At 74.1% G+C, this 22,788-nt stretch carries 21 protein-coding genes and 1 tRNA gene; 14 read left to right on the top strand and 8 right to left on the bottom strand.

Translation table 11 applies throughout. From position 1 onward, the window contains the following. The gene (gene rlmB, locus KPF47_RS04785) at positions 1-978 is read left to right on the top strand and encodes a 23S rRNA (guanosine(2251)-2'-O)-methyltransferase RlmB (RefSeq protein ID WP_224387267.1); all 978 of its coding nucleotides are present in this window, start codon (positions 1-3) and stop codon (positions 976-978) included. A gap of 78 nt (positions 979-1,056) precedes the next feature. Here the strand turns inward: rlmB and KPF47_RS04780 are convergent, their stop codons facing one another. From KPF47_RS04780 to KPF47_RS04770, 3 genes are read right to left on the bottom strand one after another with little or no spacing between them, the layout of a single operon-like run. Continuing rightward, positions 1,057-1,902, bottom strand: coding sequence for a metal ABC transporter permease (locus tag KPF47_RS04780; protein ID WP_224387310.1), 846 nt, complete (start codon positions 1,900-1,902; stop codon positions 1,057-1,059). Between the two features lie 8 nt (positions 1,903-1,910). After that, positions 1,911-2,747 (bottom strand): metal ABC transporter ATP-binding protein, encoded by an 837-nt coding sequence (locus KPF47_RS04775; RefSeq protein WP_224387266.1) that lies wholly within the window; start codon positions 2,745-2,747, stop codon positions 1,911-1,913. A 1-nt stretch (position 2,748) separates the two neighbouring features. Then, positions 2,749-3,777 carry a metal ABC transporter solute-binding protein, Zn/Mn family gene (locus KPF47_RS04770; protein ID WP_224387265.1) on the bottom strand — a complete coding sequence of 343 codons (1,029 nt, stop codon included), beginning with the start codon at positions 3,775-3,777 and terminating at the stop codon, positions 2,749-2,751. A gap of 148 nt (positions 3,778-3,925) precedes the next feature. On the opposite strand from KPF47_RS04770, the gene KPF47_RS04765 reads away from it, so the two are divergent. From KPF47_RS04765 to KPF47_RS04755, 3 genes are all read left to right on the top strand, one after another. Then, entirely contained in the window at positions 3,926-5,029 is a 1,104-nt protein-coding gene (locus KPF47_RS04765) for a LacI family DNA-binding transcriptional regulator (protein WP_224387264.1), read from the top strand. Beyond that, positions 5,023-5,865 carry an MOSC domain-containing protein gene (locus KPF47_RS04760; protein WP_224387263.1) on the top strand — a complete coding sequence of 281 codons (843 nt, stop codon included), beginning with the start codon at positions 5,023-5,025 and terminating at the stop codon, positions 5,863-5,865. The genes KPF47_RS04765 and KPF47_RS04760 overlap by 7 nt, the downstream gene beginning before the upstream one ends. 699 nt (positions 5,866-6,564) lie before the next feature. Continuing rightward, positions 6,565-7,641 (top strand): transglycosylase domain-containing protein, encoded by a 1,077-nt coding sequence (locus tag KPF47_RS04755; RefSeq protein WP_224387262.1) that lies wholly within the window; start codon positions 6,565-6,567, stop codon positions 7,639-7,641. 15 nt (positions 7,642-7,656) lie between these two features. Here the strand turns inward: KPF47_RS04755 and otsB are convergent, their stop codons facing one another. From otsB to KPF47_RS04740, 3 genes are read right to left on the bottom strand one after another with little or no spacing between them, the layout of a single operon-like run. Continuing rightward, the gene (otsB, locus tag KPF47_RS04750) at positions 7,657-8,421 is read right to left on the bottom strand and encodes a trehalose-phosphatase (protein ID WP_224387261.1); all 765 of its coding nucleotides are present in this window, start codon (positions 8,419-8,421) and stop codon (positions 7,657-7,659) included. Next, positions 8,418-9,836, bottom strand: coding sequence for a trehalose-6-phosphate synthase (locus KPF47_RS04745; RefSeq protein ID WP_224387260.1), 1,419 nt, complete (start codon positions 9,834-9,836; stop codon positions 8,418-8,420). Before KPF47_RS04745 ends, otsB begins: the two co-directional genes overlap by 4 nt. Positions 9,837-9,870: 34 nt before the next feature. Further along, entirely contained in the window at positions 9,871-11,343 is a 1,473-nt protein-coding gene (locus KPF47_RS04740; protein WP_224387259.1) for a threonine/serine exporter ThrE family protein, read from the bottom strand. A 152-nt stretch (positions 11,344-11,495) separates the two neighbouring features. On the opposite strand from KPF47_RS04740, the gene KPF47_RS04735 reads away from it, so the two are divergent. Further along, positions 11,496-11,570: transfer RNA gene (locus KPF47_RS04735), tRNA-Thr, on the top strand. 159 nt (positions 11,571-11,729) lie between these two features. On the opposite strand, the gene KPF47_RS04730 is transcribed toward KPF47_RS04735, so the two are convergent. After that, positions 11,730-13,400 (bottom strand): amidohydrolase family protein, encoded by a 1,671-nt coding sequence (locus KPF47_RS04730; protein WP_224387258.1) that lies wholly within the window; start codon positions 13,398-13,400, stop codon positions 11,730-11,732. Positions 13,401-13,535: 135 nt separating this feature from the next. On the opposite strand from KPF47_RS04730, the gene KPF47_RS04725 reads away from it, so the two are divergent. The 4 genes from KPF47_RS04725 to KPF47_RS04710 all read left to right on the top strand — a co-directional run bounded on the left by KPF47_RS04725 (position 13,536) and on the right by KPF47_RS04710 (position 16,233). Next, entirely contained in the window at positions 13,536-14,111 is a 576-nt protein-coding gene (locus KPF47_RS04725; protein WP_308015315.1) for a DUF3159 domain-containing protein, read from the top strand. An 11-nt stretch (positions 14,112-14,122) separates the two neighbouring features. Then, positions 14,123-14,764, top strand: coding sequence for a TetR/AcrR family transcriptional regulator (locus KPF47_RS04720; RefSeq protein ID WP_224387257.1), 642 nt, complete (start codon positions 14,123-14,125; stop codon positions 14,762-14,764). Between the two features lie 545 nt (positions 14,765-15,309). Further along, positions 15,310-15,474, top strand: a complete 165-nt coding sequence (locus KPF47_RS04715) for a hypothetical protein (RefSeq protein WP_224387256.1) — start codon at positions 15,310-15,312, stop codon at positions 15,472-15,474. A 306-nt stretch (positions 15,475-15,780) separates the two neighbouring features. Continuing rightward, a complete protein-coding gene (locus KPF47_RS04710) occupies positions 15,781-16,233 on the top strand; it encodes a GNAT family N-acetyltransferase (RefSeq protein WP_224387306.1) in 453 nt (150 codons plus the stop codon). 163 nt (positions 16,234-16,396) lie between these two features. Here KPF47_RS04710 and KPF47_RS04705 read toward each other — a convergent pair whose 3' ends face one another. Beyond that, positions 16,397-16,669 (bottom strand): hypothetical protein, encoded by a 273-nt coding sequence (locus KPF47_RS04705; protein ID WP_224387255.1) that lies wholly within the window; start codon positions 16,667-16,669, stop codon positions 16,397-16,399. A 173-nt stretch (positions 16,670-16,842) separates the two neighbouring features. On the opposite strand from KPF47_RS04705, the gene KPF47_RS04700 reads away from it, so the two are divergent. From KPF47_RS04700 to KPF47_RS04680, 5 genes are all read left to right on the top strand, one after another. After that, complete coding sequence (locus KPF47_RS04700) at positions 16,843-17,151, top strand: YciI family protein (protein WP_224387253.1); 309 nt, start codon at positions 16,843-16,845, stop codon at positions 17,149-17,151. 211 nt (positions 17,152-17,362) lie between these two features. Beyond that, positions 17,363-18,901: a long-chain fatty acid--CoA ligase gene (locus KPF47_RS04695; protein WP_224387251.1), complete on the top strand. Its 1,539-nt coding sequence runs from the start codon at positions 17,363-17,365 to the stop codon at positions 18,899-18,901. A gap of 42 nt (positions 18,902-18,943) precedes the next feature. Next, positions 18,944-19,942: an LLM class flavin-dependent oxidoreductase gene (locus tag KPF47_RS04690; protein ID WP_224387249.1), complete on the top strand. Its 999-nt coding sequence runs from the start codon at positions 18,944-18,946 to the stop codon at positions 19,940-19,942. 137 nt (positions 19,943-20,079) lie between these two features. Next, entirely contained in the window at positions 20,080-22,032 is a 1,953-nt protein-coding gene (locus tag KPF47_RS04685) for an acetoacetate--CoA ligase (RefSeq protein ID WP_224387247.1), read from the top strand. Positions 22,033-22,034: 2 nt separating this feature from the next. Next, entirely contained in the window at positions 22,035-22,781 is a 747-nt protein-coding gene (locus tag KPF47_RS04680) for an LLM class flavin-dependent oxidoreductase (RefSeq protein ID WP_224387245.1), read from the top strand. The last annotated feature ends 7 nt before the right edge of the window (positions 22,782-22,788 follow it).

The following is a 22,788-nucleotide window of genomic DNA, read 5'->3' as shown; positions in this document are numbered from 1 at the left end:
ATGGCAGGCAATTCCAAGCGCCGCGGTGCGATCCGCAAGGAAGGCACCAAGAAGGGCATGGTCGTCGGTTCCGGCGGTCAGCCCCGGCGCGCGCTGAAGGGCAAGGGTCCGACCCCGCCCGGCGAGATGCGACCCGGCCATCCGAAGGCGAGGGCGGCCGCGCGCCGTGCCGCCCAGGACCAGCAGCAGCAGCGCCGGCGCCCGGTGGCGGGCCGTCGCGGTGACGGGGAGACCCCGGAGACCGTGCTCGGTCGCAACCCGGTCGTCGAGTGCCTGCGGGCCGGCGTCCCGGCCACGGCGCTGCAGGTGGCCACCGGCATGTCCGCGGACGACCGGGTCACCGAGGCCGTCGCGCTGGCCGCGGAGCGGGGCATCTCCATCCTGGAGGTGCCGCGCAACGACCTCGACCGGATCAGCGGCGGGGCGCTGCACCAGGGCCTCGCGCTGCAGGTGCCGCCGTACGCCTACGCCCACCCCGACGAGGTGCTCGAGGCCGCGTCGCACTCCGGGCGCCCGGCGCTGGCCGTCGCGCTGGACGGGGTGACCGACCCGCGCAACCTGGGTGCGGTCGTCCGGTCGGTGGGGGCCTTCGGCGGGCACGGCGTCGTCGTGCCGCAGCGGCGCGCCGCGGGCATGACCGCGGTGGCCTGGCGGACCTCGGCGGGCACCGCGGCCCGGGTCCCGGTCGCGCGTGCCACGAACCTGACCCGCACCCTGCAGGAGTACGCCTCCGCCGGGCTGATGGTCGCGGGGTTGGCCGCCGACGGCGACGTCTCCCTCGACGACTTCGACCTGGCCACCGGGCCGCTGGTGATCGTCACCGGCTCGGAGGGGAAGGGGCTGTCCCGGCTGGTCCGCGAGACCTGCGACGTGACCGTGTCGATCCCCCTGGCCGGCCGGGTGGAGTCGCTGAACGCCTCGGTCGCCACCGGTGTGGTGCTGGCCGAGGTGGCCCGTCGCCGTCGCGTCGACCGCTGAGCGCCCCCTCCCTGCACGAACGGGCCCCTCGTACGAACCTTTCGTACGAGGGGCCCGTTCGTGCGACGACGGGGGAGGTCAGGCCCGGACGGCGCCCCGGCCGCGCAGCCGTCCGACCAGCCGGCACAGCAGGTAGGCGACGAAGCCGATGGTCGCCACGTAGGCCGAGATCGGCAGCCCCGGCGCCAGCGACAGGATCGTCCCGCCGACCAGCGCGACCTCCGCGATCACGATCGCGACGACCGTCGCGAGCAGCGGGTTCGCGGTGACCCGGTTCGCCGCGGCACCGGGCACGATCAGCACCGAGAGCACCAGGATCGCGCCGACGATCGGCACGGCCAGCGCCGTCACCAGGCCGATCAGCACGCCGAACACCAGGGTCAGCGTGCGGACGGGCACACCGCGCGCCAGCGCGACGTCGGGGTCGGTGCTGGCGAACAGCAGCGGCCGGTACAGCACGGCCAGCGTGGCGAGGACGACGACCGCGACGATCCCCAGCACCCAGAGGTTCTGCTGGTCGACCGAGACGATGGAGCCGGTGAGCAGGCCGAACCGGTTGGAGGACCGGCCGTCGTAGAGGGCGAGGAACAGCACACCCAGGCCGAGCCCGAACGCCATCACCACGCCGATCGCGGAGTCCCGCTCGCGCTGCCGCAGCCCCAGCACCCCGAAGATCACCGCGGCGACGACGGCGCCCACCACCGCCCCCACCCCGACGGCGACGCCGAGCAGCAGCCCGGCCGCGGCGCCGGTGAAGGCCAGCTCGGCGGTGCCGTGCACCGCGAAGGCCATCCCACGGCTCACGACCAGCGGGGCGAGCAGCCCGGCGACCAGCCCCAGCACCGCGCAGGCGATCAGCGCGTTGCGGACGAACGGGTAGCCCAGCAGGGCGCCGGTGCCGGACAGGTCGAGGATCCGGGCCAGGACCTCGGTCACGCGCCACCCCCGACCGCGACGCCGTGCGCGTCGTGCCCGTCCCGGGGGACCGGGGTGTCCTCGGCCCCGACGACGACCAGCCGGTCGCGCACCCGCAGGACGTCGACGTCGGTGCGGTAGAGCCGCGAGAGCGTCGCGGAGGTCATGACCTCGTCGGTGGTGCCGATGGAGAACCGGCCGTCGACGAGGTAGAGGACCCGGTCCACCAGCGGCAGCACCGGGTTGATCTCGTGGGTCACGAACAGCACGGCGGTGTCCGCCGCGCGGCGACGCTCGTCGATCAGCCGGGTCACGATCCGCTGGTGGGACAGGTCCAGGCTGAGCAGCGGCTCGTCGCACAGCAGCACGGCCGGGTCGCCGACGAGCGCCTGCGCGACCCGCAGCCGCTGCTGCTCGCCGCCGGACAGCCGCCCGACCGGGGCGTCGGCGTAGCCGGTGCCGCCGACCTGGGCCAGCGCACGGTCGACCCGCTCGCGCCGTTCGCGCCGCCGCCCCAGGCCGAGACCGAAGCGGTGTCCGTCGAGCCCGAGGCCGACCAGGTCGCGCCCGCGCAGCGGCAGGTCCGGGTCGAGCGGCTGCTGCTGCGGGACGTAGCCGATCTCCGGGCTGCCGCGCCGAGGGGTGTGCCCGCCGACGGTCACGGTCCCCTCGGACAGCCCGAGCAGCCCGAGCAGGACGCGCATCAGCGTGGTCTTGCCGGACCCGTTCGGACCGAGCACGGCGACGAACTCGCCGGGTGCGACGTCCAGGTCGAGGCCCGACCACAGGGTCCGGTCCCCGAAGCGGAGGCCCGCTCCGCGCAACGACAGCGCGGACTGCTGCGAGGACCCCATGTCAGCGGTTCAGCGCCGCGGACAGCTCGTCCAGGTTGGCGTTCATCCACTGCACCCAGTCGGTGGTGCCCGCGGGCAGCGTCTCCGACATCTCCACCACCGGGACGCCGGCCTTCTGGGCGGCGTCGCGGACCTGGTCGGTGGTCGGCGAGGTCGTCTGGCTGTTGAGGACCAGCGCGTCGACCGGCGGCTGCGCGGTGAACAGCCCCAGCGTCTGCGCGACGACGGCGGCAGGCGGGTCGGTGCCCTCCTCGACCGCGGAGGAGAACTCCTGCGGGGTCGCGTTCGCGATCCCGGCGGCCTCCAGCAGGTAGGCGGGCACCGGCTCGGTCACCGCGACCCGGGCTCCCGGGTGCGCGCGGCCGATCTCGGTGGCCTTCGACGTGAGCTGGGCGACGCCACCGCGGAGCGTCTCGGCGTTGGTGCGGAAGTAGTCCGCGGCACCCGGGTCGATCCGGCCGAGCTGGTCGGCGAGCTGGTCGGCGACCCGGCCGACGGCGGCCGGGTCGTACCAGACGTGCTCGTTGAACGAGCCGTGCTCGTGTTCGTGGTCGGCACCGGCGGCGGGCTCGGTGGCGCCCTCGGCGGCGTGGTCGTGGCCGTGGTCGTCCGCGGCGGCCTCCTGGGCGCCCTCGATGCCGGAGACCTCGACGGCGTCGACGAGCGGGGCCTGGTTGCCGGACGCGGCGACGAGGTCGGTCATGAAGGCGTCGTAGCCGCCGCCGTTCATGAGCACCAGCTGCGCCTCGCCGACGGTGGCCGCGTTCTGCGGGGTGGGCTCGTAGCCGTGCGGGTCGACGTCGGGGGAGCTGATGACCGACTGGACCCGGGCGTAGTTGCCGCCGACCGCGCGGGCGACCGCGCCCCAGGCGTCGGTGGAGGCGACGATCGCCACCTGGGGGGTGTCGGCACTGGTGGGGGCGTCGACCTGGCCGGAGCCGCAGGCGGTCAGGCCCAGGGCGAGTGTGGCCAGCCCGGCCACGAGCGCGGCCGGGCGGAGCGGGGATCGGGACACGGACGGAACTCCCATCAACACATCAGCATAGTTTTATTGGAAATCATTCTCAGATTCACTCTACCGCTGCACGCGGGGCGCGACCGCGGCACGGCGTGTGACGTCGTCGCGGCCGGTCGGGGCGGGCTTTCACCTGCGTGACCGCGCCGCTACCGTTCGGGGAATGACCGGCCCCCAGCATCCGCGGCGTCCGGCGACGCTGGCGTCGCTGGCCGCCGAGCTCGGGGTCTCGCGGACGACCGTCTCGAACGCCTACAACCGGCCCGACCAGCTGTCCGCGCCGTTGCGTGAGCGCGTCCTCGAGGCGGCCCGCCGGCTCGGGTACCCGGGCCCGGACCCGGTCGCCCGATCGCTGCGCACCCGCCGTGCCGGGGCGGTCGGCCTGCTGCTGACCGAGGCGCTCAGCTACGCCTTCCGCGACCCGGGCGCCACCGGGTTCCTGGAGGGGCTCGCGCTCGCGTGCGAGAAGGCGGGGACCGGGCTGCTGCTGGTCCCGGTCAGCCCGGAGCACTCCGACGTCGACGCGGTGTTCCAGGCGGGGGTCGACGGGTTCGTCGTCTACTCGGTCAGCGAGGACGATCCGCACTTCCGCGCCGTCCTGCAGCGGCCGGTGCCGACGGTCGTCTGCGACCAGCCCACCGGGATCACCGGCGTCGACCGGGTCGGCGTCGACGACCGCGCGGGGACCCTCGCGCTCGGGCGCCACCTCGTCGAGCTCGGTCACCGCCGGGTCGGCGTGCTCTGCATGCGCCTGTCGTCGCACCGGCACGACGGCCCGGCCGACATCGCGCGTCAGGAGGGCAGCTCCTACGCCGTGCAGCGCGAGCGGCTCGCCGGGCTGCGGGCGGCGTTCACCGAGGCCGGCGTCGACTGGGCCGGGGTCCCGGTCATCGAGCGCTTCGAGCACTCCCTGGACGCCGGCGCGGACGGCGTGGCCTCCCTGCTGGAGTCCCACCCCGGCATCACCGCCCTGGTGTGCACCTCCGACATCCTCGCCCTCGGAGCGCTGCGCGAGGCCCGCGACCGCGGGCTGCGGGTGCCCGAGGACCTCTCCGTCGCCGGGTTCGACGGCGTGCCCGAGGCCGAGCGCGCCGGGCTGACCACCGTCCGCCAGCCGTTCCGGGAGAAGGGTCTCGAAGCGGGTCGGCTGCTGCTCGAGCGCGGCGACCGGCACGTACCCGAGTACGTCACGCTCCCCACGGAGCTGATCGTCGGAGCGACCACCCGCGAGCTGCGCCAGTCCGGGGAGTTCTTCTCCGGATGGTGACCCTGACCGGGCTGCACCGGTATCCGGTGAAATCCTGCCGGGGAACCGCTGTCGCCCGCGCCGTCGTCGAACGGGCCGGTCTCGCCGGGGACCGGCGCTGGATGCTGGTCCGCGACGACGGCGCGACGGTCACCGCGCGTACCCACCCGCGCCTCGTGCTCGTCGACCCCACCCCCGCGGCCGACGGCCTGCGCCTGACCGGGCCCGGCCTCCCGCCGCTGACGGTGCCGGTGCCGATCGGCGCCCCGGTGCCGGCGCGGGTGCACCGCTGGGACACCGCGGGCGTCCCGGCCGGCCCGGAGGCCGACGCCTGGTTCTCCGAGCTGCTCGGCGCCCCGGTGCGGCTGATCCATCTCGACGACCCGGGCAGGCGCCGTCCCGACCCGGACTTCTCCCGCGCCGACGACCGGGTCTCCTTCGCCGACGGCTACCCGCTGCTGCTCGCCTCCGGCGCATCGCTGGACGCCCTGGACGCGCTGGTCGCCGACGGCCCGAACGCCGCGGAGGCACCGCTGCCGATGGGCCGGTTCCGGCCGAACCTCGTCGTCGACGGGGCACCCGCCTGGGCCGAGGACGGCTGGCGCCGCATCCGGATCGGCGCCGTGGGGTTCCGGGTGGCCAAGGGCTGCGCCCGCTGCGTGCTGACCACCGTCGACCCGGACACGGCGGCGAAGGGGCGCGAGCCGATGGCGACCCTGGCCCGGCACCGGAGGTTCGGGGGCAAGGTGTGGTTCGGCGTCAACCTCATCCCGGACGACCCGGGCGCGGAGATCGCGGTCGGGGACCGGGTCGAGGTGCTCGAGGCCGTCGACCCGGCCTGCGGCCCGCCGCGCTGACCCCGGACCGGCCACGGTCCTCCCCACCCCGTCGGTATCGTCGGGGCCGGGTCGCCCGTCCGGGTGGCCGGACCGGGGCGAGGGGGAGGCTGCACTGAACGACGCCGGCCCGCCCCGACGCCCGCGCCGCAACCCGCCGCCCGGGCGCGCTGCCGCGCCCCCTGCCTCCCCGCCGTCCGCGGACCGGCCCGCCGCGCCGCGTCCGGCGGGGCCGCAGCCCGGTCCGCCCCGGCCGGCGGGACCGGACGGCGCGCGCCCGCCGGTGCCGCACCCCCCGCCGGCCCGGAGGCGGACCGCCCCGGCGGAGCGGGCGCGGCGCGTTCCGCGGGACCGGGTGCGGATCGTGTCCGGGGCCCGGGAGCGGACCGTCCGGCGGGTCCGGGGGCCGCGCGTCCCGGGGGACCGGGTGCGGCGCGTTCCGGAGGACCGGGTGCGGCGCGCCCCGCAGGGTCGGGTGCTGCGCGCCCCGTGGGACCGGGCGGTGCCCGGCCCGCGCCGTCGGACGGGCGCGGCCCGGGACGGGCGGGACCACCGCACGTCGGCGGCCGGGGAGCGGCGTCGCCGGCCGGCCCGGCGGCGTCGCCCGCCGGACGGTCCGCGCCGCCCGCGCCGCCGACACCGCGGGACGCCCCGCCCCGCCGTGCCTCGCCGTTCCCCCCGGCCGCCCCGCAACCGGTCCCACCCCCGCCCGGCGACCGCGTGCACGCCGACCGGCAGCGGGAGGAGGCGTCCGCTCCGGAGGCGCTCCACCCCGCCCAGCGCCCCCTGCCCACACGACGCGGTGCCCGACGGACCGGCCCGCCCCCGCGCCGCGGTGCGGGCGCGGTGCCCCGCCCGGAGTCCGGGCGGGCTCCGGGCCGCGCGATCGGGCCGCAGATCGCGGCCCTGCGGGAACGGGTGCGCCGGCTCCGGCCGCAGCGGCCGCCGGGCACCCCGCCGCCCTCGACCCGGGCCCGGCTGCGCAGGCTGCTGCGGTGGGCGCTGGTGGCCCAGGCCGTCCCGCTGGTCCTGGTGCTGCTGTTCACCCTGGTCAACCCGCCGTACACGATGTTCCGGCTGTGGAACTTCGGACCGACGGTCGCGCAGTGGACCGACGCCGAGCACGTCTCGCGCAACTTCCTGATCGTCGTCATGGGGCAGGAGGACCAGCAGTTCCCGGAGCGGACGCTCGCCGTCGACTACGGGATGCAGTGGGCGCGCGTGCAGGCCTACATGGACGGCGCCGACGACCCGTCCGGGTCGACCATCACCCAGCAGACGTCGAAGAACCTGTTCCTGTGGGCCGGGCGGTACCCGCCGCTGGAACCGGTGCGCAAGGCGCTGGAGATCCCGCCGGCCGAGACGATGGAGCTGGTGATGTCCAAGCGCCGGATCCTGGAGATCTACGTCAACGTCGCGCAGTTCGCGCCGCGTGTCTACGGCGTCTGTGCCGCGTCCTGGTACTACTTCGGCAAGTCCAGCCGGTCGCTGAGCGTGGACGAGTCCGCCCAGCTCATCGGGTTGCTGCCGTCCCCGTTGCACGTCGAGCGGGCTCCCGGCGGCGGCATGCGGTTCCTCGGCGACACCAACGGCAACGGCGTCGCCGACCCCGGCGAGCGCGGCTGGATCAGCGCGAAGGGCTACTGGCACGCCCGCGAGCGCGCGCCGCGCTGGTACACCCAGATGGGCGGGCTCGCGGCGACCGAGGGACTCGGGATCGGTGGGAACGCCTCCGATCTGCCCGCCGGCGACGACCCGTGCCGCGAGCCCCCGGCCGCGCTGGCCGACCTCGACTGACCCGCTCCGGCCCGGTCAGGCCCCGGTGCGCAGCGCGGCGAGACGCTGCAGGACCGCGGCCATCTCCTGCGGGTCGGCGACCCGGTACCGGGCCGCGGTGTCGCCGTCGCCGACCTTGATGCCGACGTCGCCGTCGCCCAGCACCCGGAACGCCGTCTCGTCGGTGACGTCGTCGCCGGCGAACAGCACCGCGTCCGCGTGCAGCGCCGCCCGCAGCGCCTCCACCGCGGACCCCTTCGTGGTCTCCACGACGGCCAGGTCCAGCACGTCCTTGCCCGCGACGGCGTCGACACCGTCACCGGCCCACTCGGCGTCGACCCGCTCCAGCAGGGCCGCCCCGGCGGCCGGGTCCATGCCGCGGACGTGCACCGCGCCGCCGGCGGGCTTGGTCTCCAGCCGGGCGCCCGGGGTCTGCTCGACCAGGGCGCGCAGGCCGTCGAGCAGCGCGGCGCGACGGTGCTCCTGCTCGGGGGTCAGCAGGCCGCCGCGACCGAGCAGGGCCGCCAGCTCGTCGTCGTACTCGGCGCCGTGGCTGCCGACCAGCCCGACCGGCGGGGTGAACCCGGAGACCCTCGCGAGGTCGTCACGGCCCCGGCCGGACAGCATCACGACGGTCGTCGCGTCGTGCGCGGCGAGCCGCCGGACGGCGGCGGCCGCGGCGGGCAGCGGCCGCGAGGCCGAGGGGTCGTCGACCAGCGGGGCCAGCACGCCGTCGAAGTCGAGCGCGACGAGCAGCCGCGCCACCCCGGCGAGCTCCGCCACGGCAGCGTCGGGGCTCACTGCCCGACCCGGATCCCGAGCGCCTCCAGGAACCCGGTGGCCCAGCGGTCGACGTCGTGGTCGAGGACCTGGCGGCGCAGCGTGCGCATCCGCTTCCGGCCCTCCTCGGCGTTCATCGTCAGCGCCGCGTACAGCGCCTCCTTGACCCCGTCGGTGTCGTGCGGGTTCACCAGCAGGGCGCTGGTCAGCTCGATCGCGGCACCGGCGAACTCCGACAGCACCAGACAGCCGCCCTCGTCGGGGCGGCAGGCGACGTACTCCTTGGCGACGAGATTCATGCCGTCGCGCAGCGGGGTCACGAGCATGACGTCGGCGGCGAGGAAGAACGCGGCCAGCTCCTCGCGCGGCAGCGAGCGGTGCAGGTAGTGCACCGCCGGGTGCCCGACGCGCGCGAACTCGCCGTTGATCCGCCCGACGGCCTGCTCGATGTCGGCACGCATCTGCTGGTAGTGCTCGACCCGTTCGCGCGACGGCGTCGCCAGCTGGATCATGACCGCGTCGTCCACGGACACCCGCTCCTCCTCCAGGAGCTCGTGGAAGGCGCGCAGCCGGACGTCGATGCCCTTGGTGTAGTCGAGCCGGTCCACCCCCAGCACGATCTTCTCCGGGCTCCCGAGCTCCTCGCGGATCTCGGCGGCGCGCTTCTCCACCTCGGGGGTGCGGGCCAGCTCGTCGAGCCGGTGCGAGTCGATCGAGATCGGGAAGGCGCCGAGCCGGATGCGGCGACCGCCGTGGTGGATCACCTCGGGGTCGCGGGCGGGGGAGGCGCCCGCGAGCTCCTGGGCGAGCCAGTGGAAGTTGCGGACGCCGCCGTCGGTGTGGAAGCCCACGAGGTCGGCGCCGAGCAGCCCCTCCATGATCCGGGTCCGCCACGGGAGCTGGCGGAACAGCTCGATCGGGGGGAAGGGGATGTGCAGGAAGAAGCCGATCCGCAGGTCCGGGCGGAGTTCGCGGAGCCGTCCCGGCACGAGCTGCAGCTGGTAGTCCTGCACCCACACCGTCGCGCCGTGCGCGGCGACCTTCGCGACCTCCTCGGCGAAACGCTGGTTCACCGCGGTGTAGGCGCGCCACCAGTGCCGGTGGAACTGCGGCGGCGCGACGACGTCGTGGTAGAGCGGCCACAGCGTGCCGTTGGAGAAGCCCTCGTAGTAGTCGGTGACCTCCTGCGCGGTCAGCGTCACCGGGAACAGCGACAGACCGTCCTCGGCGAACGGCTCGACCTCGGCGTCCGGGACGCCGGGCCAGCCGACCCAGGCGCCCTCCCTGGCCCGCAGGGTCGGTTCCAGCGCCGTGACCAGGCCGCCCGGACTGCGCCGCCAGCTGGTGCTGCCGTCCGGGTGCCGCTCCAGGTCCACGGGGAGCCGGTTGGCCACCACCACCAGATCCGCCGCCGATACCGGTTCCTCTGTGGACACATGTCCTCCTCGACGCTCGACCCCTGGGGCGACCCTACTTCGGATCGGCGCCGTCGGCCGTGGTGTCGGGCACCGGGGCGCCGACGGCCGCGGCGCCGGTGGGGGAGCTCTCGGCCCCGCCGGGCCGGTCCTCGGGACGGCGGCGCGGGCTGGCCACGAACTGCCCCAGGGCGACGCCCGCGGCCAGCGCCAGACCGACGGCCAGCGCGATCGTGATCGTCACCAGTCCCTCGGACGGCCCCTCGATCGCCAGCTGGTAGAAGCCGCGGTAGGCGGCCAGACCGGGCAGCAGCGGGGTGACCCCGGCGAGGGTGACGACCATCGGCGGGGTCTGTGTGCCGCGCCGCAGCAGGCCCGCCGCGAGCCCGACGACCAGGGCCGCGGCACCGGTCGCGGGTACCTGGCCGAGCCCGGCGTTCTGCGTGAGCAGGCCGTAGACCAGCCAGCTCGACGCGCCGACCGCGCCGGCGATCGGCAACGACCGCAACGGTGCGTACCCGGCGAGCGCGTAGAACGCCGCCGCCAGGGCACCGGCGACCAGCGAGAGCCCGAACTGGCCCGGTCCCGACGGCAGGTCCCCGGACACCTCGATCTGGGTCCCCATCGCGAGCCCGAGCTGCAGGCCCAGCACGACGCCGGTCAGCAGTCCCGCCGACAGCAGCGAGATCTCCACCATCCGCGCGGCCGCGGTCAGGTAGTAACCGGTCAGCGCGTCCTGCACGGTCGAGACCACACTCAGCCCGGACAGCAGCACCGTGATCCCCGCCGCGACGACGTAGGACGCCCGGGTGCCCGGCGGGAACACCTCCAGCTGCACCAGCGCGACCGTCGACGCCGTGACGAGGAAGCCGCCGACCACCTGCTGGAAGAACGCCGCGACCCCGCTGCGGGCCAGTATCCGGCCGATCCGGTCGATGATCGCGGTGGTGACGAACGCCGTCGTCGCCGTGAGCGGGCCGCCGCCGAGCAGCAGGGCGATCGACGCGGCCAGCGCGGCCCAGCCGAACGTCGCCACCCAGCGCGGGTACGGGTGCGGGTGCCGCACGACCTCCGACACCTTCGACGACGCCGCCCGCACGTCGAGCCGGCCCGCCTCCACCTCGCGGATGATCTCCTCGGTCTCGGCGAGGCGGGACAGGTCGAGCGTGCGGTAGCGGACCAGGCGCATCGTCGTGACCGGCTGGGCGGCGTTGCCCCGGTGGCAGCACATCGTGATCGAGGTGAACGTGATGTCCACGTCGACCGCGGGCAGCCCGGCCAGGTTGGCCAGCCGCAGCATCGTCGCCGTGACCTCGTCGACCGACTCGCCCGACGACAGTGCGATCTCGCCGATCCGCATGCAGAGGTCCAGGACCTCCTGCACGCGAGCGTCGTCGGGCACCTGGGGGCCGAGCATGAGCATCGGCACCGTCGACGGACCCGGGGTGAGTAGCCGTTTCGCGTCACGCCGCAGCGCGCCGCGCAGTCGCCGTGCGAACCGGTCGGCCGTCGGCGTCTCCTCGGCCACGATCCCTCCATCCGTCGTGCGGGTCTGGCGTCGCCCACCAGGCTAGGGGCGGGCCACGGCCCGGCGCCGGGGCGTCGGGTGACCTCACACCGTGCGACGGTCGGCGGCCGGGAGGGTTGCGGCCCGGGCGGAGCGTTAGGCTGGACGGGTTCGCCGGTGTAGCTCAGTGGTAGAGCAACCGCCTTGTAAGCGGTAGGTCGTCGGTTCGATCCCGACCTCCGGCTCCACACCCGGTCCGCGGTCCCCGGACCGTCGACGGCCACGACGCGGCACGGCGTGGGCGAGGATGAACCTGATGCCGTGATACGTCTCGGTCGCCCGGGTGCCCTTCCGGTCGGGGGGTGGCCAGGGCGCGGGCACGCGGGGCGGCGCAGGGCGGGCCGCGGTCAGGAGCAGCAGCCACCGAGGGGCATCGCCGGGATGTCGAGTGCCGACCGGTCACGACCCTGACCCGCGAGGTCGTCGATGCCGTCCGCGAGCTCGTCCGCGGTGAAGGGGTGTCCGCCGCGCACGACGAGCGAGATCGAGGCCAAATTGTCCACCGCCGCGAGCGGGTCCGCGTCGAGCAGCACCAGGTCGGCGTCCATGCCCCCGGCGATACGGCCCATCCGGCCGGTGCGGCCGAGGTGGCGTGCCGGTGAGGTGGTCGCCGACCGCAGCACCTCCAGCGGCGACAGGCCGGCCTTGGCCAGCTCCCGGAACTCGAGCTGGAGGGAGTTCCCCTGAGCGCGGCCCGCACCGTCGGTCCCGGCGAGGACGGGCACTCCCGCCCGGTGCCAGATGCCCACCGTCTCGACGGTGCGCTCGTAGTTGCGGCGGAACGTCTCCCTGGTGGCGGCGGGGAGGGCCGCGAACTCGTCGACCGTGGCCAGGAACCTGCCCCGGTCCTCGGCGGACATGGTCTCCAGCCACGGGTCGGTCCGGTAGACGGCGTCGTCGGCGAGGTACCGCCCGCGGAGCTGGACCAGGGTCGGACACTGCCAGGTGCCGTTCTCGACGAGGACCGCGGCCAGGTCCCGCGCCCGGTCGGGGTCGAACGTGTCGAGGGCGCGCGCGAACAGGCGGACGTCGGCCTCGCTGGTGACGGACGCGTTCCCGGTCAGGGCCCCCTTCCTCATCCTCGTGAAGACGTCACCCGCGAAGGGCAGACCGGCCACCCACGAGGGTGCGGGCAGACCGGTGTCCTTCTCCTTCCGGAGTGCGTCCGCGTCCCGGGAACAGGAGATCCACAGGTTGGTGCCCGTGCCGAGGTGCTCGACGCAGTCGAAGCCGGCCCGGGACGCCTCGTCGATCGTGACCGACGGTGGGAGGTGCCCGGCGATGCGCAGCCCGTGCTCGTGGGCCGCCGCCACGGCCGCGAAGAACACCTCCCGCTCCGTCATGATCATCTTGATGAAGTCCGCCCCCTGGTCCCACTGCCGGGCGACCTCCTCGCGGACCCCCTCCACCGACCGCGCGTTGAAGGGCAGCAGCAGATCGCCCGGCATGGCCAGCAGACCGGGCGCCCTCGGCGTCAGGGGCAGACGCTGCTCGGCGCGGTACCGCAACAGCTCGGCCGACCCCTCCATCTGGCGCATGCCCGTGACCCCTTCGGCGAGCATCGTCGCCAGCGCCAGCTCGGGACGTTCCGCCTGCAGTGCATGAGTGTGCATGTTGTTGAACCCCGGCACCGCGAACCGCCCCGCCCCGGCGACCACCCGTACGCCCTGGTCGACCGGGATCGTCCCGGTCGGTGACACCGACTCGATCCGTCCGTCGCGGACGACGATCGACATCCCCGCGGCTCGGGAGCCGTCCAGCGGATCCACGACCGTCACGTCGTCGATGCGAACCGGGCCGGCAGCCGGGAACCCGGCACGCCGCGGTGTCGCGGGCCGCAGAACGGAGTCCGCGATCCGCACGCCGATGGCGCCGGCGCCGACCAACAACACGCCCGTGCCGGCCCGCTTGAGCAGGGATCGCCGCGAGGACGGCCTGTCCTGCCTCCCGGCCTCGACCGGAGCCTGGACCGGAGCCTCGTCCGCACCCGATCCGCCGGTGTCCTGCTCCCGATCCATTGCCGGTCCTCCTGTGGCGAAGCGCGTTCCCCGGGCAGCCGACGCCGGGGCACCGCATCGGACGGTACTCGATACCAAGCAGTATCGAGTACCTCGACGTATCCAGTACCACTGAGTATCGTGCGGCCATGGCCGATGCCCCCCTGTCAGAACGGACGCCCGGTCGTCCGCCCCCACGACATGCGGCGGCATCTGGCGGACGCCGCGGTGCCCACCGTGGCGTTCCTCGTCGGCAACGGGCTGTCCGGCGTGCAGGCGGGAGTGATCGCGGCGGTCGCCGCCGGCTCGGCGCTGGCGATCCTCCGCGTGACGCGGCGTCAACGGCCCACCGTCGTCGTCGCGGCGTTCGGGGTGGTGCTGGTGCAGGCGGCCGTCGTCACGGTGACCGGAGAGGGCCGGGACTACTTCCTGAACTGGCTGCTGTTCAACATCGCCCTGGCGCTGGTGTGCGCGGGCTCCCTGGTGGTGAACCGCCCGATCACGATGCGGCTCGAGCGGTTCGCCGGCGTGACCGACGACGTGTCGAGGCACCGCACTGTCACACTGCTGTGGGCCGGATTCGGCCTGGCGCGCCTCGCGGTGGCGATGCCGCTGTACTCCACCAACATGGTCGTCGCGCTGGGAGCCGCCAAGGTCGTGCTGGGGCCACCGGCCCTGCTGCTGTTGGGCATGCTGTCCTGGCGGTTGCTCACCCGCGTCCCTGCTGGTTAGGAGGATCCCGCATGGCCGAGCCGGTTCCCCGGGTGCGACGCGCCGAGGTGCGTCGGAGACTGCTGGACGCGGCGGCGGAGGTCGTCGCCCACCGCGGGTACGAGTCCGCCGGGCTGGACGAGATCGCCCGTGTCGCAGGCTTCACCAAGGGTGCCGTGTACTCGAACTTCTCCGGCAAGCACGCCCTGCTCGCCGAGCTGATCGAACGGCACGTGCGCACCCGGTTCTCGGCGGCAGCGACGACGTTCCGCGCGAGGAGCCGCCCGGAGCGGGCGCTGGAGGACGCCGCGGAGGTGTTCGCGCGCAGCGTCGTGGAGCAGGACGTGTGGACGAGGCTGCTCGTCGAGATCGCCCAGCAGGCCGCGCGCGATCCGGAGGTCCGCGCGGTCTACGTCGAGGTCCGCCGCGCGCTGCGCGACGAGCTGACCGACGTGCTGGCCGAGGCCGGTGCCGATCTCGGTGTCGAGTTCACGGTTCCTGCGGAGCAGGTGGCGTTGACTCTCCAGTCGCTGCGGCTCGGTCTGCTGCTGGAACACGCCATCGACCCGGAGCAGGTCGACGCGGCCGCCGTCACGGCCGTCTTCGCCGACACGCTGCGGCCTCTGATCAGCACGCCGGACCCGGCGAGAGCGTCGTCGGAACGGGAGAACTGAGCACTGTGGACGCTCACCTCGCGAGCCTCCGGCCGACGCCGCCCGGCCGGCAGCTCGCCTGCGGGGTGACGGAGACTCGGCGCTCCGCCTGCACGCTCCGGGCGTGTTCCGCCCGGCCTCGCACGCCCGTGGTCGCCTGGTCCCGCCCGGAACCGGACGATCGAGCTCGGGCACCGCAGGGACCGCTGCCGGAGCCCCGACCGTCGATGGCCGGAGGGCGTGCCGCGAACCGGCGTTCTGCGTCCGCGAATCGCGCGATCGGATTCGGCATGAAGAGCCCGGACGTCGACGGTCCTCCGCGTCACAGGTGGGTCGCCCGACCATCGGGTGGGGTCGGACAGTCGTTCCGACGACTGGTGCTCGTCGCCATTCGCCGGGCGGGGAGGCTCCCACGGGCGGGCCGGGTCGAGCGTAGGCGGAGGTCCCGTCGTGAACGCCGTGCACTGTCGCGTGACCATCGGTCGGTGCGGTCGAGCAACGTCCTTTTCCTCCCGGCGCGGTACGGTCCAGCTGTGCGTGTCGGTGGAGAAGCCGCGGTGTCCCGGGTGACCCTCGTTGCCCTCACGGTCATCGGTGTTCTCCTGCTGGTCGGTGCCTACGTCCTGTACGGCTACGAGTCGCGGTGGGTCCGGCAGGTGGCGGTCGGGGGGCTGGTCGTGCTCGGCTCGGCGCTGTTCCTCGCGATCCAGGGACTCCGGCGACGCTCGTAGCGGGCCCACGGTGTCGAGGGACTGCAGACGCCCTCTTCTCCCGATCACCGGGTGGCCCCCGGGCACACCCGCGACGAGCAATGCCGCCCGCACCGCTGCCGGCCTCTCGCCCGTTCGACGGTCCGGCACGTCCGAAATCCTCCCGGCCGGTCACCGGGCGGATCTCGGGAGCGACGTGCGGTCCTCTCCGTATGCTGCGACGTCGGGGTGCCCGTCCCGCCGCTCCGGGCCGGATGTGGCGCCCGGCGAGCGCCGCGTGCCGACCCGGTCGGTGTTCCGCAACGATCCGAGGGCAGGGTGATCCCCATCGGTGAGCTCGTCCTCCGACCGGCGACCGTCGACGATCTGCCCGCCGTCGTGGCGATGCTGGCCGACGACGTACTGGGGGCGGCCCGGGAGTCGCCCGACGACCTGGCCCCCTACCGGACGGCGTTCGCCGCCCTGGACCCGGACCCGAACCAGCACCTGGTGGTGGCCACCCGCGACGACGCCGTGATCGGAACCCTCCAGCTGACCATCATCCCCGGGCTGTCCCGCCGCGGGACGGTCCGGGCGCAGATCGAGGGAGTCCGGGTGCACGCGGACGAACGGGGGACGGGCCTGGGGACGGAGCTGTTCCGGTGGGCCGTCTCCGAGGCCCGCCGCTGCGGCGCTCACCTGGTCCAGCTGACCTCCGATGCGCAGCGACCCGACGCCCACCGGTTCTACGAGAAGCTCGGGTTCTCCCCGACACACGTCGGTTTCAAGCTCGAGCTGTAGCGGGGACGGCCTCCGGCGACCGCGGGGTCGGCGTGTCCGGTGGCACCGGCGAGCAGGGGCCGGATCGTCGTCGAGGCCGCCGCGGCGGCCTTCCGAGCCGGACCCGCCCACCGGTCGGACGCGTCGTGCCCGGCAGTGGGCGGTCGGCCCCACCGCGTCGTGATCAGTCCCAGTAGTGGTAGTAGGCGGTGTAGGTCGGCTCGGCGCTGGAGGCCGGGTTGCCGTTGGAGACGCACACGTACTTCCCGCCGACCGGTGTGGCGGTGAAGGACGCGATCGCCGACTCGCAGGCGGCCCTGCTCTGGAACGTCCCGGCCGATTCGACGTGCTCACCTGCCTGGGCCACCCCGGTGCCGAGGAGGCAGAGTGCGGCGGCCCCGGTCATCGACACGGCGGCCAGCGTCGCCGATCGCAGGGTCGATCGATTCCGGCTCATGGCGGTGTCCTCTCACTCGTGGGTGCGGGTCTCCTCCGTCCCGAGATGGGCGGTGGAGGCGGTTGCCGATGCTATGGACCTCCTTCGGGAGGGCTCCCGGGACGACGATCCGCGCCTGCCGGGGGCGGTGCGCGCAGCGGCCTGCCGACGCCTGCGCATGCGAGGATCCCGGCGTGGCCACGACCTTCGCGCTGATCTACACCTACACCGACGACACCGAGCTGCGGGACGCCACGCGCCCCGCGCACCGCGACTACCTGCGCCCCCTGGGCGAGGACGGCACGATGCTGGCGGCGGGCGCCTGGGCGCCCGGCGAGGACCCGGGCGGGCTGTTGATCTTCCGGGTGGAGGACCGGGCCGCGGTGCAGCGCATCGTCGACAACGACCCGTTCAGCACCGCGGGCGTCGTCGCCCGGGCCGAGATCCGTGAGTGGGCGCCGCCGCTCGGCCCGCTGGCCGGGGCGCTGACCGGGCAGGGCTGACCCTCCGGCGACCGCCGCCCCACCGACCCGCACGGGCCGGGAGCGCACCACGCTCCCGGCCCGTCGTCGTGCGCGCACGGCGACGGCCCCTGTCGCCCGAGCGTTCTGTCGTGCACGATCGGTCCGGCGGTGGACAGCAGAATCTTGACAACTGTCCAGATTTTCGCCACGGTCGTCGCTGTCCGCAACGGTGCGAGTCCGGGGAGCTGCGATGTCGCTGACCTTCTACCTCGACAAGGGCGCCTCCCTCGATCCCGCGGCGCCCTGCCTGACCCTGGACGGCACGTCGCTGACCTACGGCGAGGTCGTCGAGCTCTCGCACTCCGTCGCGCGGGCGCTCCGGCGCTCCGGCGTCGCCCCGGGCGACAAGGTCGGCATCCTGTCGGCGAACGACCCGACCGCCTTCTCCTGCGTGTTCGGCATCGCCCGCGCCGGCGCGGTGTGGTGCCCGATCAACCCGCGCAACGCGGCGGGCGAGACCGCCGAGCTGCTCGACCTGTTCGACTGCGTCGCCCTGGTCTACCAGCCCTCCTTCGACGGTCTGGTCGCGCAGATCGCGCCGGACCTGCCGCAGCTGACCACCCTCGTGCGCCTCGGCGAGGCCGGGCCGGACGGCCGCGCCCAGGCGTTCGACGCCTGGCTCGCCGCCGCCCGCGACGACCCGCCCGCCGAGGCCGCCCCGCCCGACGACGTCGTCGCGCTGGTCGGGACCGGCGGCACCACCGGACGTCCCAAGGGTGTGCTGCTGACCGACCGCAACGTCGAGACGATGTCGGCGATCACCCTGATGAGCTACCCGTTCGACGAGCGGCCGGTCTACCTGGCGCTCGCGCCGCTGACCCACGCCGCGGGGGTCCTGTGCTTCCCGGTCATGGCCCGCGGCGGCGAGGTCGTGGTCATGGCCGAGCCCGACGTCGGCCGGTTCCTGCAGCTGATCGAGACGCACCGGGTCACCCACACGTTCCTGCCGCCGACGCTGATCTACATGGTGCTCGGCCACGAGGCGCTCGACGCGACGGACCTGTCGTCGTTGCAGTGCTTCTGGTACGGCGCGGCCCCGATGTCGGTGGCCCGGCTGACCGAGGCGCTGGACCGGATCGGGCCGATGGCCCAGCTGTTCGGCCAGTCCGAGGCACCGATGATGATCTCGACGATGTCCCCGGCCGAGCACCGCAGGCCCGACGGGAGCATCGACACCGGGCGGCTGTCCTCGGCGGGGCGCCCGTCGCCGCTGGTCACCGTCGCGATCCTGGATCAGCAGGGGCAGCCCGTCGCACGGGGCGAGCGCGGCGAGATCTGCGTGCGCGGGTCGCTGGTCATGGCGGGCTACCACCGCAACCCCGAGGCGACCGCGGAGGTGTCGGCGCACGGCTGGCACCACACCGGCGACATCGGCCGGCTCGACGACGACGGCTTCCTGTACATCGTCGACCGGGCCAAGGACATGGTCATCACCGGCGGGTTCAACGTCTACTCCGCCGAGGTGGAACAGGCCCTGATGGCGCACGACGCCGTCCGGGACTGCGCGGTCGTCGGGCTGCCCGACGACAAGTGGGGCGAACGGGTCACCGCGGTGGTCCAGCCCCGGCCCGGTGTCGAGATCGGCACCGGTGAGCTGGTCGCGTTCGTCAAGGCGCGCATCGGTTCCGTGAAGGCCCCCAAGCAGATCGAGCTCTGGACCGATCTTCCGCGCTCGACTGTGGGTAAGGTTCTCAAGAACGAGATCCGCATCACACTCTCCCGTCCGTGACGCTGTTCGCGACACTGTCATGCCGCAAGGAGGCAGCATCACATGAAGCTCGCTCTGTACCTTCCGAACTTCCGTGACCTCGTCACGGTCAAGGAGCTGGAGGACCTCACCGCGCTCGCCGAGGAGCTCGACTTCGACTCGGTGTGGACGCTCGACCGGATCGTCGTCCCGGAGAAGTCCGACCGCCAGGAGCTGCAGTACTCCTTCGGCATGATGGACGGGCTGCCGAACGCGCTGCCGGTGTCCTCGCGCGGCAGGTGGTTCCAGGGCTACCCGCTCATCCCGTGGCTCGCCGCGAAGACCACCAAGGTCCGCATCGGCATGAGCATCATCGACACCCCGTTCCGCTCGCCCGGCGTCCTCGCCGCGGAGCTGGCGACCATCGACCACCTGTCCGGCGGCCGCCTCAACGTCGGCGTCGGGTCCGGCTGGATGCCCGAGGAGTTCGCCGCCGCGAGCGCCGCGCACATCTTCCCGAAGCGCCACAAGCACGTGCGCGAGTCGATCGAGATCATGCAGGGCATCTGGGACAAGGGCGCCGACCACTACGAGTTCCACGGCGAGTTCGCCGACTTCGACGCCTGCGGCTTCGGGCACAAGCCGCTGCAGGACCCGCGCCCGCCGATCTTCATGAGCGGCCTCAAGGACCCGCTGCGCTCGGCGCGCCGGATCACCAAGTACGACCTCGACGGCTGGATCGGCATCCAGGACTCGCCCGAGGGCCTCGCCCGGTGGATCACCGCCATCGATGAGCAGTTCGAGGAGATCGGCAGCCCGAAGCGGGCCAAGGACCTGGAGATCTGCTCGATGATCTGGACGGTCATCACCGACGAGGAGGTCGACCAGACCGTCAATGGCGTCGCGTCCAACCTGCTGGTCGGCACCGAGAAGCAGCTCACCGACCGGCTCAAGGCGTACAAGGAGGCCGGCATGACCATGCCGCTGATCTGGCCGCCGTTCGCCGACGTCCCGGTGTCGAAGACGCTCGACGACCTCAAGCGGATCAAGAACGACATCATGCCGAAGGTGCTCGCCTCCTGAGCGCTCCGAGCCGGGTGCCCCCCGGCGACCCCGCGCCGCGGGCTGACCGCGGCACCGCACCGCAGCACCGCGTCGGCGGGTCCACCTCCCCGGGTGGGCCCGCCGACGCGCGGGACGCCCCCACGGAGGAGACACCGATGACCGACGTCCTCTGGAGCCCGTCGGCGGAGCGCATCGAGCGATCCGCGTTGCGCGCCTACCTGGACTGGCTGGCCGAGCGGGAGGGGCGCCCGTTCGACGACCACGACGCCCTGTGGGTGTGGTCGGTCGACGACGTCGACCGGTTCTGGCGCTCGGTCGTCGAGTACTTCGACGTCACCCTGTCCGCGCCCTACGAGCAGGTCCGTACCGCCGACCCGATGCCGCACACCCGGTGGTTCACCGGGGCGCGGCTGAACTGGGCCGAGCACGCGCTGCGTCACGGCGCCGACGACGACACCGCCCTGGTGTGCGTGCAGGAGGGCGGCACCCCCGCACGTGAGATCACCTGGTCGCAGCTGCGCCGGTCGGTCGCGGCCACCGCGGGCTGGCTGCGCCGTGCCGGCGTCGAGCCCGGGGACCGGGTCTGCGCCTACCTGCCCAACACCGAGCACGCGGTGATCGGCCTGCTCGCCGCCGCCGCGGTCGGTGCCGTCTGGTCCTGCTGCTCGCCCGACTTCGGTGCCGAGGGCACCATCGGCCGGCTCGCGCAGCTCGAACCGACCGTCCTGCTGGCGGCCGACGGCTACCACTGGAACGGCAGGGTCGTCGACCGTGCCGACGTCGTCGCCCGGCTCCGGGCCGAGCTGCCGACCGTGCGACACGTGGTGCACGTGCCGTACGTGTTCGACCGGCCCGCTCCCGAGGGCACCGTCGCCTGGGAGGAGCTGCTGGCCGTCGACGCGGAGCCGGAGTTCGAGCAGGTGGCGTTCTCGCACCCGCTGTGGGTGCTGTTCACCTCCGGCACCACCGGCCTGCCGAAGGGGCTCGTGCACGGCCACGGCGGGATCACCCTCGAGGGGCTGAAGTGGTCCGGCCTGTACTGCGGGCTGCGCGCGGGCGAGCGGATGTACACCTACACCTCCACCGGCTGGGCACTGTGGAACATGCAGCTCGGCGCGCTGACCCGGGGCGCGAGCATCGTGCTCCACGAGGGCAGCCCCGGGCACCCGCCGGGTGCGGTCTGGGAGATCGCGGCCCGTACCGGCGCCGACGTCGTCCTGATGGGGGCGGCGGTCGTCACGGCGACGGCGGGCACCGGCGTGTCCCCGCGCTCCGAGCACGACCTGTCCCGGGTCCGGCACGTCATGGTCTCCGGCTCGGCGCTGCCGCCGAGCGGCTACGACTGGCTGTACGAGCACGTCTCGCCGGACCTGCGGATCGACTCGACCAGCGGCGGCACCGACATCTCGGGATCCTTCGTCGGCGCGAACGAGTACTCCCCGGTGCGGGCGGGCCGCATCGGCGGGCGCCTGGCCGGGGTCGACTGCGCCGCCTGGGACGACGACGGCAACCCGGTCGTCGACGAGGTCGGGGACCTGGTGGTCACCCAGCCGATGCCGTCGATGCCGGTGTACCTGTGGAACGACCCGGACGGCGAGCGCTACTCCGACTCCTACTTCGACACCTGGCCCGGCGTGTGGCGGCACGGGGACTGGGTGACCGTGCACGGCGACGGCAGCGTGTCCGTCCACGGCCGTTCGGACTCGACACTGAACCGGCAGGGCGTCCGGCTGGGCAGCGGCGACTTCTACGACGTGCTGGAGGCGATGGAGGAGGTCACCGAGGCCCTGGTCGTCGGCGTCGACCTGCCCGGCGACGAGTACTGGCTGGGTCTGTTCGTCGTGCCCGCCGAGGGCCACCCGCTCGACGACGAGCTCCGGAAGAAGATCGTCACCACGCTGCGCGGCCGGCTCACGGCCCGGCACGTCCCCGACGAGATCGTCGAGGCGCCCGCGGTGCCGCACACCCTGAGCGGGAAGCGGCTGGAGGTCCCGATCAAGAAGCTGATGGCGGGCCGCCCGCTGGAGCAGGCTGCGAACGTCGCCTCGGTCGACGACCCCGACGCGCTGCGCTGGTACGCCCGGTTCGCCGCGGACCGGCGGGGGTAGCGGTGCTCCTCGGCGCGACGCTCGCGCACCTGTCCGACGCGCCGCCGTACCCGGTCGCCGGGTGGGCCCGGCGGCTCGCCGGCGCCGGGTTCGCACACCTGTGGGCCCCGGAGATCATCGGCCGCGGCCGGTTGGTGCCCGACCCGTTCGTGGCGCTCGCCGTCGCGGCCGGGGCCACCGAGGGCGTCGGGCTGGCGACGGGCACGGTGCAGGTCCCGCTGCACCATCCCGCCGAGCTGGCGCACCGGATGCTGTCGCTGCAGGCGGTCTGCGGGGACCGGCTCGCCCTCGGCATCAGCCCGGGCTCGACCCGTGACGACTACGCCGCCCTCGACCGGGACCACCGGACCCGTTTCCGGATGTTCGACGAGAACGCGGTGCGGCTCCGTGAGCTGCTGGAACGCGGTGGCGACGAGCACGCCCGGCTCGCCGACCCCCCGTCCGTCCGGCCACCGCTGCTGCTGGGGTCGTGGGGTGCGAACGTGGAGAAGGCCGCCCGTGGCTTCGACGGCTGGCTCGCCTCCGGCTACCGCACCACCCCCGAGGAGATGACCGAGGCCCTGCGCCGTTACCGGGCCGCCGGCGGACGGCGCGCGGTCGCCTACGCCCTGCCGGTCCCCGCGGGGGCCGACCTCGGACGGCTGGGCGAGACACTGCACCGCTACGCCGACGCGGGGTTCGACGACGCCGTCGTGGTCATCGAGCCGGACGGGCCGGCCCCGGAGCGGATCCGGGCGCTGCTGGGGTAGCGCCTCG

The sequence above is a fragment of the Pseudonocardia sp. ICBG1293 genome, from assembly GCF_020131355.1.
Taxonomy (GTDB): Bacteria; Actinomycetota; Actinomycetes; order Mycobacteriales; family Pseudonocardiaceae; genus Pseudonocardia.
The sequence above is the reverse complement of the archived record's forward strand: the minus strand, read 5'-3'. Positions and strand labels throughout refer to the sequence as shown.